The organism is Dietzia sp. SLG310A2-38A2 (genome assembly GCF_014145095.1).
Classification (GTDB): domain Bacteria; phylum Actinomycetota; class Actinomycetes; order Mycobacteriales; family Mycobacteriaceae; genus Dietzia.
Genome location: NZ_JAALDX010000225.1, coordinates 3,479 through 16,948, shown reverse-complemented (window position 1 = coordinate 16,948; position 13,470 = coordinate 3,479). Strand labels below are relative to the sequence as shown.

Genomic DNA, 13,470 nt, shown 5'->3' with positions numbered 1-13,470 from the left:
GCGACGCCGGTCTGGGCGTGGTCCCGCACTCCGGAGAGCTGGCCGGGCCCGAGGAGGTGCGGTCCGCACTGCAGCTGGGCGTCGACCGCATCCAGCACGGGGTCCGTGCCGCCGAGGACCCCCGGGTGGTGGAGCAGCTCGCCGCGAGCGGGGTCTGCCTGGACGTGTGCCCGAGTTCGAACGTGGTCCTGGGCGTGTACCCCACGCTCGAGGACCACCCGCTCCCCACGCTGCTGGACGCCGGGGTCCGCTGCTCGATCGGCGCCGACGACCCGCTGCTGTTCGGCGTCGACGTGGTGGACGAGTACGTGCTGGCGCGCGAGCGGATGGGGATCCCGGAGGCGCGGTTGGCCGGGTGCGCCCGGGCGTCGATCAACTCCTCGTTCGCGCCCGCCGATCTTAAGCGCGACGCCCTGGCGCGGGTCGACGCGTGGAATGGCGCTACGCCCTGAGCGCACCCTTCGCCGACTCGAGTGGGTCTGCAGTCTTAGCAGCTCACGAGAACCGTCGGGTCGCTGGTGGTGTCGAGCCACCGCCCGTAGGCGCCGGCCGGTGCCGTCACCACGTCCGCGCAGAGCTCGGCTCTGCTGTATCCGGACTCGCGGTACACCGCATAGATCACGTTGCCGTTCTCGTCGCGCTGACGAAGTGACGGACAGGCCTGATCGGTGCGCAGGTAGCGCGCGCCCGGGTTGGACGCCAACGCAGTTCGGATCTCCGACTCGTACGCCCCGGGCAACACTGCGGAGTAGAGGACGACGATCCCGCGGCCGTCGCACGACGGTCTGGTCATGGGAATCGCCAGGCCCAGGTCACCGTACGGGCGCGAACCGCCCTCCGAGAGACCGGAATCCCTTTGCGGGGAGCCGGAATCCATTGAATTCGGGACCACCAACTGGACATCCCCCTTAAGGCAGGACGTCCCGTAACCCCGCTCCCCGGCGGCGCCCGCCGTGGCCGTGGTGCACCTCCAGCCGTCGAACTCCTTGGGGGCGGTGTTGCCGCCGTTCGGATCCGCCGGGAGGTCGTAGTATTTTTGGACGACCCGCTCAGCCTCCGCACATCCGATGGTGCCGCGCTCGATCCGCACCTGGGCTGGTTCGCCGTATGTCGGCTGTACCAGGCCGCACTCGGTCCCGGGTCCGCGCCGCGGCTCGTCATCACCCGGCTCATCCCGACGTGAGGTCGTCGGCGCGGTGGCGGTCGCGGAGGCTTCCGTCCGCTCGGCATTCGGGGGGGCTCCCGACTCCCAGGCCGCGGTGTCCGCGGAACCCCCGGTACCGGGCAGTGCCCACACAACGCCGCCTGCCAGCGCCACGACGAGGCCCACCGTGAGCATCGCGAGACCCACCGTGGTCGTCCTTCTCGAGCGGGGTCTACCGTCGCCGCCGTGGTCCACGGCCGGATCCGGCCCCTGGTCGTAGGCCGCCCAGTCGGAGCGGTCGACCGGCTGGGTATCACCTCGCGCCGGGCGGCCCGTGGCCGCGATCATCACTCCGATGAGCGCCACAAGCACCCCGACGGCCAACAGGACCAGACCGAAAGTGTTCATCGACGACATCGTGCCACCAGGCGACCTCAGACGGGGTGGGTTCGTACCGGCGCGGTCGCCCCTAGCCCAGTGGGGTCATCAACTGCACTCTCCGGCGGAGAGCGCTCCGAGCTCGGCGGACACCGATTCCGCGGTCCGCGAGAGCAGCGCGGCACCGTCATCGCGGGTTCTCCCGTAGGCCGCGACGGCCACTGCGAGTCGGCCCTGAGGGGTCGGCACGATCCCGAACTGCCGCACCAGGTACCCGCCGCCATCAGCCGTCGGCCCCCACCCGCCTTTGAACGCAGCCCCGGGAATGCGTCCTAACCCCCAGCTCTGAGCGGGGTCGACGCGGGTCATCGGTCCCAGGACAGCCGACCCGTCCGTCAGACAGGCCAGCCCTGCACCGAACGCCGCCTGGGCCTCGAGTGACCACTCGGTCTGGCCGAAGATGCTGAACCCCGGGCGTCGGTGCTCGCTCGGGACCGTCGTTTCGAAATCCCCCGCCTCTGTGAGGACGGACTCCACCGCCGCCGACGCCTGACCGCCTCCGCCGAGTGCCGCCCAGAGAACCTCCGCCGCGGTGTTGTCCGAGACGGTAAGAGCCCGTTCCACCGCGTCGTCAACTCCGGACGATTCCCGTCGCGCGGCGAGAGCCAGCGGCACCTTGATCGTCGACCACGCCACGTTCGGGTTGAGATCGCCGCCGACCAGCGTGATCTGTGATCCGCCGACCGGCGCGACGGCCACCCCGACCCCCGCAGGCAGGGACGCGACGATCCGGTCGAACCCGTCCCGAGACGCCGCGCTCACTTCCGCTGTCGACTGCTGCTGATTCGGCTCGGCGTCGGTGTTCTCTGTGCCGCCCTGCACCGGCGCCTCGGTCACGGTGGTCACCGTCGACGGTGTGTTCACGGTTTCCACTCCGCATCCCGCCACGCCGACGACGGCGGTCAGCACCGACAGAACCCGCTTCACCGAACGGCTCCCATACGCCACGTCAGTAGAGGTAGACCACGGCATTGTCGCCGCCACGGCACACGACGGCGTCACGGTCCGGCGCACACTCCATGGAGTACGTCACTCCGGTGACCGGGCTCGACGCATTGATCTCGGCGGCTCCCCCGCGGTGGCCCGCCCCCAGATACGCGTCTCGGACTTCCTCGGCGAACGGACAACTCGTGACCGTCGTCCCCCGGCCAGAGCGAGGAAGGACGTCGTCACCGGAGTCGCTGCACTCCTCGAGGACCGCGGCCGGCGCGGCCGGCGCGGCTGCCCGGCTCGCCGAGGTCCGCGGGAGGGGAGTACCCGCCGACGTGGTCGGGACCGCCGACGCAACAGTCGCAGCTCCGCGCTCAGTGGAGTTGCCGCCACCGCCTCCTGGCCGGCCGAGGAGGAAGAAGGCGAAGACGCCGATGAGCACGAGAAGGACGACCGCGGCAACGCCTGCGGCGGTCATCGCCCCCGGTCCGGACCCGCCGGCACCGTGGTCGTAGGCCGCCCAGTCGTCAGGCCCCTGGTGATACCCGCTCGAGCCACCCTGGGCTCGATCGACCGGGCCCCAGTCCTGGTCTCGTGCGCCGCCCTGTCCTGGGTACATGTCCACATCTCCTAGGTCGTCGCGTCATCCAACCCGCTCGCTTCAGCGGCCGCCCGGTCCGCGACAGACAACAGACTCCCACAAAGACTGTGATCGAGCCCTAGGATCAGGGGTCTGATGCACACACCGTGAACTACGGTCGGCGAAGGAGATCACCCCCAGATGAGCCAAGGCGATCAGCCCGTCGACCCCGGAGCGGATCCATCGGAGAATCCGACCGCGAGCTTCCCCCGAGCTGGGTACCCGCTACAGGACCAGCCGACACCCGGCCAGCCAACTCAGGGCTTTCCGCCCCAAGGGCATATTCCCGGCCAGGAGCAATACAGTCCCGGCACGGCACCGGGTGGGACGAGCCCTGACCAGTGGATGGCCTCGGCCGCGAGCGCGGCGGGCCAGACCGCTCGTCGCGTCCAGTCCATGCCTTGGCAGGAACGCATGCTCCGACTGCCGGGCTTCCTCGCGGTGATCTCCGGGGTCTTTGCACTTCTGAGTTGTCTCTTCCCGTGGTGGGCCCTGTTCGACCGCTCCGGTGGTTCCCTGATCGAGTATTCGATCGCCCCGTTCCGAGGCGTCTCTGCGTCAAGCGGGAGTCGTTGGAGCGACATGGCTGCCATCAACACCTTGGCGCAGGACGACCTCGAGCTCGCGCGGGCGATCACGGTGTCCGTTGGTCTCGCCCTGGTGATTGCCGCGCTTAGCCTGATCGTCGGGGGAATCCTGGTCGCGCGTGCCCGGATGCAGGTGGTGGGCATCTCGCTGACCCTCTTCGGCGCAGTCATCCTCGGCTACGCCAGGGTCCCCTCCGAGATGGTGGGGAATGTCGCCGATGCCGCCTCGGACATCAGTTCGGCAATCGGGAGCGAGTTCTCGCTGGCCGCGGACCTGGTGGGATCCATGGTTCCAGAGGCCCGCTTCGGCCTCGGACTCTCCACCTTCGCGCTGACGCTCGCGGCCCTCGGCCTCGTCATCTACGTGGCGATGATCGCCTACCGCGAAACGATTCGAATCAAGAGGTGGATGGCATGACCGACCCCCGCGAGAACCAGGGGCAGCCACGAACGGGCGGTTCGCCTTATGACGACGCCGGAGAGGCGACGCCTCCGCACGGTCAGGGACCGGGCGCCTACGGCCCGGGCGACCCCACCGGTCACTCTGGATACCGACCTCAGGCGCCCTTTGGCAACGCCATGACGAACCGACCGGGCATCGGCTCGAGACTCATCGCCTTCCTCACCCGCGATATGGCCGTCGCCGTCGCGGGGATCGTCACGATCGTCGCGGGAGTCCTGCTTCTCATCGCTCCGCGTCTCGCTTGGATGGTCGACCGCTCATTCGACATAGTCGAGGGAACCATGAGCGTCTCCGCAACCGGGGCGATCGACCTCAGCTCGTCGGCGCAGCGGGCGCTCTCGGACTCCGATGCACTCGAACTGGGCATGATCGAGACGTCGTTCAAACTGCTCCTCGAGCCGATCACCGGGATGCTCACTCTTTCCGGGGTGCTGGTGATCGTGGGCGGCCTACTCATATTGACCACCGCTCGCCAGCTTGGGGCCGTGTTCGCCGTGATCGGCGTCGTGCCGCAGCTCTTCGTTCTGGCCATCGGAGCTCTTGTGGTGGCCGTGTACGCGGAGGACACCACGCCGAGTCCCCCCGCCGCGACGTCGGGCCCGGATGTCAGCCCGGGGGCGGGGCCTATCCTCACGCTGGCCACCTACGTGGTGGTGATCGCATGTGCGATTGTCGCCGTATTCCGCCAAGGAGAACGCCCACGCCCCGCGTCGCCCATCGACGTCGGGCCCAACGGCCCCAGCGGCGGCAACGGGGCGAGCGAGTACTACGGGGATCTCAACTCAGCCGGAACAGGAGCGGGCGCTTCCCCACCGCGCACACCGGGCACTGACGCCTGGGGAACCCACCACCCCGGCACCGGGAGGCCCGATAGCAATGGCGCGACACCCGGCGAGGAGTACCGGCCGTCATAACCCGAGGCCAGTGGCTACCCCGAGAGTCCACCACTGCTGCGCTCAGGCCCCGCGGCGGATCCTGTCGGCCGCGAGAATCATCGGCACCTGCAACGGCAGGCGGCCCCACGCGATCACCTGGTAGGGCCACACCGGCTTCCGCCGCCAGGCCCGAACCATCTGCACGTTCCCGGGTAGTACCCCCACGAACAGCGCCACGGCCGCCGCCCCGCCCAGGGCCCGGGTCCGCGGCACGGCCAGCAGTGCCGCCACGGACATTTCCACCACGCCGGACCCGTAGGTCCACGCCCGGGCGCTCCCTGGCAGCTCCGGCGGGATGAGCCCGTCGAAGGGGCGGGGCGCCACGAAGTGCAGCGCACCCATCGCCCCCAGCGCGGCGGGCATGGACCAGTACCGGACGGCGTGTGCCGTGTCGTTTCCCATTCGCCCGAGACTACGGCCCCCGGGGTGCGTCACCCGATCACGACGTTCTCACCGGACGTTCGGCAGCACCCGTTCCCCGATCAGCCGCAGCGACTCCCACGCGGCGTCGAGCGGCATCCCGCCGCACAGCGGGTGGCACGCGATCAGGCCCAGATCGCCAGCCCGAACACGCTCGACGAGCTCGTCCGGGGTGGCCACCAGGTACACCCCCTCGGCGCGCAGATCATCGACCGACCGCGCGTCGGAGTGCACGAACGAGCTCCGGCCGGGCCCCATCTGCCAGGCGCGGTAGGCCTCCGCGTCGGCGAGCAGGTGGCTGCCGTACCGCTCCCAGAACTCGTCGGGGTTCTTCGCGCAGAACACCGCGGCGGGGCCGGGAACCGGGGCCACGACGAGGCCGGGCTCGTGCCCGTTGGCGCGGCACTCTGCCCGGTACAGCTCGGTGAGCGCGGGATCGTCGAGCTGCGGCTGGTAGTGCATCCCGAGTCGGCCGGCGCGCCGGGCGGCCGCACCCCCGCCACCGAGGAATACCAGCGGATACGGGTCCGAGAACGGTCGCGGCGTCACGGCCGCCCGCCGTGAGCCGTCGACAGGGTCGTTCCCGACGGGCTCCCCCGCCCACGCCGCGAGCATGGTCTCCAGCTGCCGCTCAAGACGCACCCCCCGACCCTTCCAGTCCCGGGAGTGCATCGCGTACTCGACCGGTCGGTAGCCGAGTCCGAAGGTGAAGCTCACCCGCCCGGACGCCACGTGGTCGAGGACGGCGATGTCCTCGGCCAGCCGGACCGGGTCGTACAGGGGCGCGACCAGGGCCCACACCGCGATCTGGATCCGTTCGGTCACCGCGGCGACCGCCGCGGCCGCGATGAGCGGCGACGGGAGGTAGCCGTCCTCGGACCCGTGGTGTTCGGAGAGGTTGACGGCGTCCTGGCCCGACTCCTCCGCGTACCGGGCCATGGCGAGGGCGGCCCGGTAGCGGTCCCGTCGCTCGGCCGCGTCCGCGCCGGGTGCCCGGAAATCGAAGCGGGTGACGATGTAGACCATCAGGCGCAGCCCATCAGACCGCAGCACCCGTGTGGGATTCGGCCAGGACCGAATAGGACGTGCCGCGCTCCTCGCGCTCCCACCAGATGTCGGATCCGCCGGTACCGCCGACGCCGTCCTTGATCAGGTCTCTCTTGAGGATCTTGTTGGTCGCGGTGGTGGGGAGCGCATCGGAGAGCCGGACCCAGCGCGGCCACGCCTTGGGAGAGAGATCGGGCTGGGAGGCCAGGAACTCCTCGAGACCGGCGGGGTCGAGTCGGCTGTCGTGCCGGACCACCACGGCCGCGGCGAGCTGGTCGCCGACGCCGCGGGGGTCGGGCAGTCCGTAGACGGCACACCGGGAGACCGCGGGATTCCTCAGGAGGATCTCCTCGACGATGCCGGCCGCCATGTTCTCCCCGTCGACCCGCAGCCAGTCCCCGCTGCGACCGGCCATGTACACGTTGCCGTCGGCGTCGCGGTAGGCCAGGTCGCCGGACCAGTACATCCCGTCCCGCATGCGATCGGACGTGGCCTGCTCGTTGTTGTAGTAGCCGGCGAAGAAGCCGGCACCCTCGGTGTTGACCAGCTCGCCCACACACTCGTCGAGATTGAGCACCGCTCCGGTGTCGTCGAATACCGCCCGGGGGCACTCGGTCACCGTCGCCGGGTCGTACACCGCGACCCCCGGGAAGGGTTCGCCGATGGACTCGAGCGGCGAGTTCTCGGTCCGGACGACGATGATCGCCAGTTCCGTGGAGCCGTAGGCGTCCCGCACGGTGCAGCCGAACCGTTCGGCGAAGGCGGGGATGTCCTTGGCCGCGGCCTCGTTCCCGAAGGCTGCCCGCAGCGTGGTCTCGGCGTCGTCGGGGCGGGGTGGGGTGTCGAGGATGTACGCGAGTGGTTTGCCCACGTAGTTCATGTAGGTGACCCCGTACTTGCGGATGTCGTCGCCGAAGCGGGTCGCACTGAAGCGGCGGGCGAGCACCATGGTGGCGCCCACGGCGATCGCGGGCGAGAAGCCACTCATGATGGCGTTGGAGTGGAACAGCGGCATGGACAGGTAGAGCACATCGTCGGCGGTGAGCTCGAAGGACGGCGCGAGCGCCTCACCCGACATGGTGACCGTGAAGTTGCCGACCTGCACGGCCTTCGGGTCGCCGGACGTCCCCGAGGTGAAGATGAGCATGAACGGGTCGCCGGCATCGGCCACCGGGGGATCGGCCGGGGGCTCCGACGCGGCGACCGTGGCGGCCCACTCGTCCGAGTCCGTGTCGATGACACTGACATCGCCCAGGTCCAGCCCGTCGAGCAGGGGCGCGAGCTGGGAGTCGGTGAGTAGGACCTGGCAGTCCGCACGCCTGATGTCGCGGGCCAGCCCCTCGCCGCGACGAGTCGCGTTGATCCCGGCGATGACGACGCCGCCGAGAGCGCCGGCGGCGAGCGCGTAGAGCATCTCCGGGGTGTTCTCCAGGAGCGTGCCCACGTGCCGGGGTCGGGAGTCGTCGAGAAGCGCGTCGAGGGCTCCGGCGCGGCGGTCGGCGGCCGAGATGTACTCGCGCCAGGAGATGGTCAGGTCCTCGTAGCGGATCGCCGGGGAGTCGGATTCGGCGTGACGGCGGAGTTGTTCGCGAACGGTGTCGGCCATGGGGGTCCTCGGGGACGCAGGGGCAGTGTGATCTGGATCATAGCCAGTCCAGCTGACACTCGTCAGGAAAGCTCGATTGCCGGCCGACCAACGACGTCCGGACCCCTCCTCTCGGCCCTGAACCGCCTGGCCGTGACCCCCCACCAACGGCGTGCGTACTGACTGAAGGTCGTCACATCGTCCAGCGCCAGGGCCGAGGCGATCTGATAGAGGGGGATCTCGGTCGTGGCCAGCAGTCGGGCGGCCACATCGCGGCGCACCTCGTCCCGTATCGCAGAGAAGGACGTGCTCTCAGCGTTGAGGTGCCGCTGCAGGGTCCGCGGGGAGACCGAGAGGAGCTCGGCGACGTCGCCGAGGGTCGAGGTTCCGGTGTCGAGGGACCGCAGGAGCAGGGCCCTGGTCCGCTCGGCGTAGGTCTGGTCTCGTGCGGGACCATGCTGTTCCAGATAACTCAGGGCGAGCTCGTGAGCCATCAGGTCACCGCCCGTGATCTCCCGACCGAGGAGCACGGCGGGGACGCGGAGCATCGCGGCCGTCGCGAGCGGCCTCGCCGGGGCGGCGAAGAGCTCCCGGTAGCGACCAGGTGCCGTGTTGAGCGGGTTCGGGAGCTCGACCGACAGCAGTCCGTAGTCCCCCCCGAGGAGCGTGAACATGGACCGGTGGAGGAAGAGCAGGACCATGTCGACCGCCTGGGGCGGCAGCGCCGCCGCGTCGTCGCGGTAGCCGAACCGCACCCCCAGCACACCGGGGTCACCCTCCGGATCAGGGACGACCGTGATCTCGAGCGAGCGGGCGTGGAAGAACAGGTACTTGGAGGTCATCTCCAACGCCCGGGTGGTGGTCGGGGCGTGCCTGATGGCCGCGGCCACGGGGCCGAGCAGACCAAGGTCCTGGCGCAACGCCACCCGCAGGCCGAAGTCGGAACACCGCAACTCGACGGCCGCTGTCTCGAGGAGGAAACCGATCGCGAGATCCTGCACCAGGATCTCGTCGCTGTCGAGAGCACCGCCCGGCAACCCACTGCGCCGAGCCAGGTCGTCAGCGTCGCCTCCGAGCGCATTGATCACCGCCCTGACGCCCCTCAGGCCTGCCGATCTCACGTATGCCACCTCAGAACTCTCCGCCAGATGGCGCGATAGAGCAACCTCTTGGCGTATTACGGCAACTTAGTCGGCGAGATCGGGACTATCGTCCTCCCTATGACAGCCTCTGCTGACCGCCGCCCACCGGCCGGCGCACCCGAGAACCCGCTGGACCTCCTGATCGTCGGCGCCGGCATCTCCGGCATCGACCTGGCCCACCACGTCTCCACCACGCTCCCCCACTGGTCGTGGGAGGTCCATGACGCCCAGGACGACCTGGGCGGCACCTGGAACACCTTCCGCTACCCGGGGATCCGCTCGGACTCGGACATGGCCACGTTCGGGTTCCCGTTCCGCCCCTGGCCGCACTCCTCGACCCTCGGGCAGGGCGAGGAGATCAAGGAGTACATCCGCGACACCGCCCGCGACTGCGGGGTCCTCGAACGCCTGCATCTGGGGTCCTGGATCCGGAACGCGGACTGGCAGAGCGAGAAGGGCCTGTGGAAGGTCACGAGCGTCCGGGCCGAGGACGGGAGCTCCACCGAACGCACGGTGTGGGCCCGCCGCGTCCACTTCGGGTCCGGCTACTACTCGCACTCTCAGGGTTTCCGACCCGATTTCCCGGGCGAGCAGGACTTCGCCGGCGAGATCATCCACCCCCAGCTGTGGCCCGAGGGCGTCGACTACGCGGGGCGGAAGTTCATCGTGATCGGGTCCGGGGCCACCGCCGTCACCCTCGTCCCTGCGCTGGAGAACCTCGGTGCCGACGTCACGATGCTCCAGCGGACCCCGAGCTACGTCGCGCCACTGCCCGAGAAGGACATCATCAGCGCGGTGTGGCAACGCGTGCTGCCGGCACAACCGGCCTACCGCGCCGCCCGGTTCACCCACGGCGCTCGCGACATGGTCCAGTTTCTCGTCGCCCAGCGGTTCCCCTGGGCCTTCACGCAAGGGCTGCGGCTCCTGCAGCGCCGCTACATCTCCCGCGAGCAGATCGCCGAGCACTTCACGCCGTCGTACAAGCCCTGGGACCAGCGGGTGTGCAAAGCCCCCGACGGAGACATCTTCCGGGCGATGCAACGCAACGCGCGCGTGGTGACCGGGCACATCGACACCTTCACCGAGCGCGGTATCCGCCTGAAATCGGGCGCGGAGCTCGAGGCAGACGTCATCGTCTCCGCCACCGGCCTGGAGCTCGAGGCGTTCGGCGGCGGAACCCTGAGCATCGACGGCCGCGAGCTCGAGCCCGCCGACCTGACCACCTACCGCGGGATGATGCTCGCCGGCGTGCCCAACTTCAGCTTCACCGTGGGATACGTCAACGCCTCCTGGACCCTGCGGGCGGACATGGTCTCCCGCTACATGGTCAAGCTGTGGCGGGCCGGGGAGAAAAACGGGGAGAAGATCTACGCGCCGATCCCTCCCGAGGTGAAGGGCGATCGCCCGCTTCTGGACCTCGACGCCGGGTATGTCCAACGGGGCGTGCACCGCTTCCCGAGGCAAGGAACCGACCGTCCCTGGACATACGTACAGAACTACCTCGCCGAAATCCCGGAGCTGACCTTCGGTGACCAGCGCCGCGACATGGCGTTCGACGCGCAGATCCCGCAGGCGGCCGTCCGATGACCCGCCGCGTCTTCATCACCGGCGCCGCCTCGGGGCTGGGCCTGGCGCTCGCCCGCGAGTACCTCGCGGCCGGCGACGAGGTGATCCTCACCGACCTGCATGCCGAGGCGCCACCTTCGGTGCGCGAGCTGAACGGGCAGTGGCGGTACCTCAAGCTCGACGTGACGGACGATGAGGACTGGGCCGCCGCAGTGCGGACCGTGGACTCGCTCGACATCCTCATCAACAATGCCGGCATCGCAGTGGGGGGAAGGCTGGACGCCACGTCGATGGACTCATGGCAGCGCATCGTCGACATCAATCTGCTCGGCGTGGTCCGCGGCTGCAAGGCACTGGTTCCGACGCTCGGACGAGGCGGCCGAGTGGTCATCACCGCCTCCGCCGCAGGTCTGGTGCACGCGCCTCACATGGGCGCTTACAACGCGACCAAGGCCGCGGCTGTCGCACTGGCGGAGACCCTCGACGCCGAGCTGCGCCCCCGCGGCATCAGCGCGTCCGTCATATGCCCACTGTTCTTCCGGTCCGGACTCGCCGATTCTCTTTCCGGCGACGACCCGAAGGCCGACGAGGCAGCCCGGATGCTGCTCTCCAAGACGCCGCTCACGTCGGAGAAGGTCGCCGCGCGATCGGCCCGGGCGATCCAGGCCCGGCGGTTGGTCATCACCCCGGACGCGCTGAGCACCGTCACCTGGTACTCCAAGCGATTCACCCGGGTCCCCTTCCTCGCCGGAACCCGCCTCATCGGAAGGGTCGTCGAGCGCCGGAGCTGACCGACGGCCGTACCCCCGGGCAGCTCCCCGGAGGTACGGCAGAGTGAGGCGTGTCGGGATCATCGACAGGGGGCCGCTCATATCGTGAGAGAACTCTCGCATGCGGGCTTTCAACCGCAATCAAGTCATCTCAGGATAATTGTTTCTTTCTCACTTCTCGACCCTCTGTGAGGGTGGTACAGATCGACCAATCTCGGCATTCGAGACCGACGTCGCAGCGCGCTGACGAGCGACGATGCCGTGGCGATCCGCTTTCCGTTATCGAAAAGTGCATTGTGGATTCCTGAGATCAAGGCTTACTGGACATAAGGAATTCGGCTTGAGCGCCCTCTCTACGCTCGCCCCATCGAAGGTTCCTCCTGCACGATCCGTTGACACCACCCTCAGCACCACCCTCAGCACCACCCCTCGCGAGAACCCTCGCACCTCCCCTCAGCACGACCACACGTAAGTGGGAAAACCATGACATCGGTGCACGCACCTACACACTCTCGTTCTCTCCGCCGTTGGCTCGTGGCGGGCGTCGCACTGACCACCGTCGCCACCATGACGATGCTCGGCACAGTCGCCTCGGCTCAAACCTCCATCAACCTCGGAACCGCGGAGTCGTACGCGGTGATCGCCGGCGCGCAGATCACCAATACCGGCCCCTCCACCATCAACGGAGATATCGGCCTGTCTCCGGGAACCGCCATCACCGGGATGGATCAGGCAACGGTGACCGGGACGACCAACGCCACCAACGCGGCCGCCCAGCAGGCGCAGGCCGACCTGACCATCGCGTACAACCAGGCGGAAAGCCAACCGCCCAGCGACACCGTGAACTACTCCCAGATCGGCGACCTCCCCGCGCCCCTGACAAGTGGTGTCTACAACGCGACCTCCTCGATGAACCTGACCGGAACCGTCACCCTCGACGGGGAGAACGACCCGAATGCGGTCTTCATCTTCCAGGCGGGGTCCACCCTGGTCACTGGATCGGGCAGTCGGGTCGAGCTCGTCAACGAAGCCAACCCGTGCAACGTGTTCTGGCAGGTGGGCAGCTCCGCGACTCTGGGCACCGGCTCCGACTTCGTCGGCACCGTGATGACCCTGGCCGATATCAGTGTCAACGACAGTGTCACGGTCCAGGGACGCCTGCTCGCACAAACCGCGGGAGCGGTCACTTTGATCAAGGACACGATCAATATCGCGCCGTGCGGTGATCCCACCGTTCCGACGACGACGCCGCCGACCACCACGGAACCGACGGACACCACCGACCCCACGACGCCGACTACTCCAACGACGCCGACGACCACCGAGACGACCAATCCCGGTGACTCGACGACTCCCACCACCACGGGGCCGTCCGACTCCACGACCCCGTCCACCTCCGTGCCGATTCCCACGACGACCGTCCCCACCGTCGCACCCGCCATTCCCTTCCTCCCGATCCTGATCCCGGCCGTCCTGATCGGAGGATCGGTCGCGGCCGCACCGTTCGTCGGGCCGATGATCGGTCAGTCGCTCGGGGATCTGGGCTTCCCATTGCCTGCCCTTCCGGACTTCCCGCCACTGGCAGGATCGGCCATGCCGGGACCGGCTCCGCTCCAGCCCGTCGCCCCCGCGCCGATGGCACCGGGCCCCGAGTCGCCCAACGGCCGCGGAGGAGAACCCGGTATCGCGGGCGGCGTCAACGGCGCGGTGACCGCCAACACCGCCGTCCTCATGACCGGTTCGATGGGCGACTTCGAGTTGCCCCTGCCCGCCGGCGTGAGGCTGCCCCCGTTGCCCTTCATC

12 protein-coding genes and 1 pseudogene are annotated in these 13,470 nt (G+C 69.0%); 6 read left to right on the top strand and 7 right to left on the bottom strand.

Annotation, left to right across the window (positions count from 1 at the left end):
- Window positions 1-452 (top strand): annotated as a pseudogene (locus G6027_RS08470) (adenosine deaminase); the annotation flags it as partial.
- A 35-nt stretch (window positions 453-487) separates the two neighbouring features.
- Here G6027_RS08470 and G6027_RS18745 read toward each other — a convergent pair.
- The 3 genes from G6027_RS18745 to G6027_RS08455 all read right to left on the bottom strand — a co-directional run bounded on the left by G6027_RS18745 (window position 488) and on the right by G6027_RS08455 (window position 3,131).
- The gene (locus G6027_RS18745) at window positions 488-1,552 is read right to left on the bottom strand and encodes a hypothetical protein (protein ID WP_241726948.1); all 1,065 of its coding nucleotides are present in this window, start codon (window positions 1,550-1,552) and stop codon (window positions 488-490) included.
- Between the two features lie 78 nt (window positions 1,553-1,630).
- A complete protein-coding gene (locus tag G6027_RS08460; protein WP_241726947.1) occupies window positions 1,631-2,446 on the bottom strand; it encodes a class A beta-lactamase-related serine hydrolase in 816 nt (271 codons plus the stop codon).
- 85 nt (window positions 2,447-2,531) lie between these two features.
- Window positions 2,532-3,131 (bottom strand): hypothetical protein, encoded by a 600-nt coding sequence (locus tag G6027_RS08455; protein ID WP_182636783.1) that lies wholly within the window; start codon window positions 3,129-3,131, stop codon window positions 2,532-2,534.
- A gap of 417 nt (window positions 3,132-3,548) precedes the next feature.
- On the opposite strand from G6027_RS08455, the gene G6027_RS08450 reads away from it, so the two are divergent.
- Together G6027_RS08450 and G6027_RS08445 are read left to right on the top strand one after the other, a co-directional pair.
- Window positions 3,549-4,157: a hypothetical protein gene (locus tag G6027_RS08450; protein WP_182636782.1), complete on the top strand. Its 609-nt coding sequence runs from the start codon at window positions 3,549-3,551 to the stop codon at window positions 4,155-4,157.
- Window positions 4,154-5,116, top strand: coding sequence for a hypothetical protein (locus G6027_RS08445; protein ID WP_182636781.1), 963 nt, complete (start codon window positions 4,154-4,156; stop codon window positions 5,114-5,116). The genes G6027_RS08450 and G6027_RS08445 overlap by 4 nt, the downstream gene beginning before the upstream one ends.
- A gap of 42 nt (window positions 5,117-5,158) precedes the next feature.
- Here the strand turns inward: G6027_RS08445 and G6027_RS08440 are convergent, their stop codons facing one another.
- The 4 genes from G6027_RS08440 to G6027_RS08425 form a co-directional block, all read right to left on the bottom strand.
- The gene (locus tag G6027_RS08440; RefSeq protein WP_182636780.1) at window positions 5,159-5,539 is read right to left on the bottom strand and encodes a hypothetical protein; all 381 of its coding nucleotides are present in this window, start codon (window positions 5,537-5,539) and stop codon (window positions 5,159-5,161) included.
- Between the two features lie 48 nt (window positions 5,540-5,587).
- Entirely contained in the window at window positions 5,588-6,583 is a 996-nt protein-coding gene (locus tag G6027_RS08435) for an LLM class flavin-dependent oxidoreductase (RefSeq protein WP_182636787.1), read from the bottom strand.
- Window positions 6,584-6,596: 13 nt separating this feature from the next.
- On the bottom strand, window positions 6,597-8,210 hold the full coding sequence (locus G6027_RS08430; protein WP_182636779.1) for an AMP-binding protein: 1,614 nt from the start codon (window positions 8,208-8,210) through the stop codon (window positions 6,597-6,599).
- Between the two features lie 62 nt (window positions 8,211-8,272).
- On the bottom strand, window positions 8,273-9,310 hold the full coding sequence (locus tag G6027_RS08425) for an AraC family transcriptional regulator ligand-binding domain-containing protein (RefSeq protein WP_346995662.1): 1,038 nt from the start codon (window positions 9,308-9,310) through the stop codon (window positions 8,273-8,275).
- A gap of 99 nt (window positions 9,311-9,409) precedes the next feature.
- Between G6027_RS08425 and G6027_RS08420 the strand changes: the two genes are divergently transcribed.
- From G6027_RS08420 to G6027_RS08410, 3 genes are all read left to right on the top strand, one after another.
- Complete coding sequence (locus G6027_RS08420) at window positions 9,410-10,918, top strand: NAD(P)/FAD-dependent oxidoreductase (protein WP_182636777.1); 1,509 nt, start codon at window positions 9,410-9,412, stop codon at window positions 10,916-10,918.
- The gene (locus G6027_RS08415; protein ID WP_182636776.1) at window positions 10,915-11,688 is read left to right on the top strand and encodes an SDR family NAD(P)-dependent oxidoreductase; all 774 of its coding nucleotides are present in this window, start codon (window positions 10,915-10,917) and stop codon (window positions 11,686-11,688) included. Before G6027_RS08420 ends, G6027_RS08415 begins: the two co-directional genes overlap by 4 nt.
- Before the next feature lie 513 nt (window positions 11,689-12,201).
- Window positions 12,202-13,470: ice-binding family protein (locus G6027_RS08410; RefSeq protein ID WP_206682479.1), on the top strand; the 1,269-nt coding region annotated here is incomplete at its 3' end.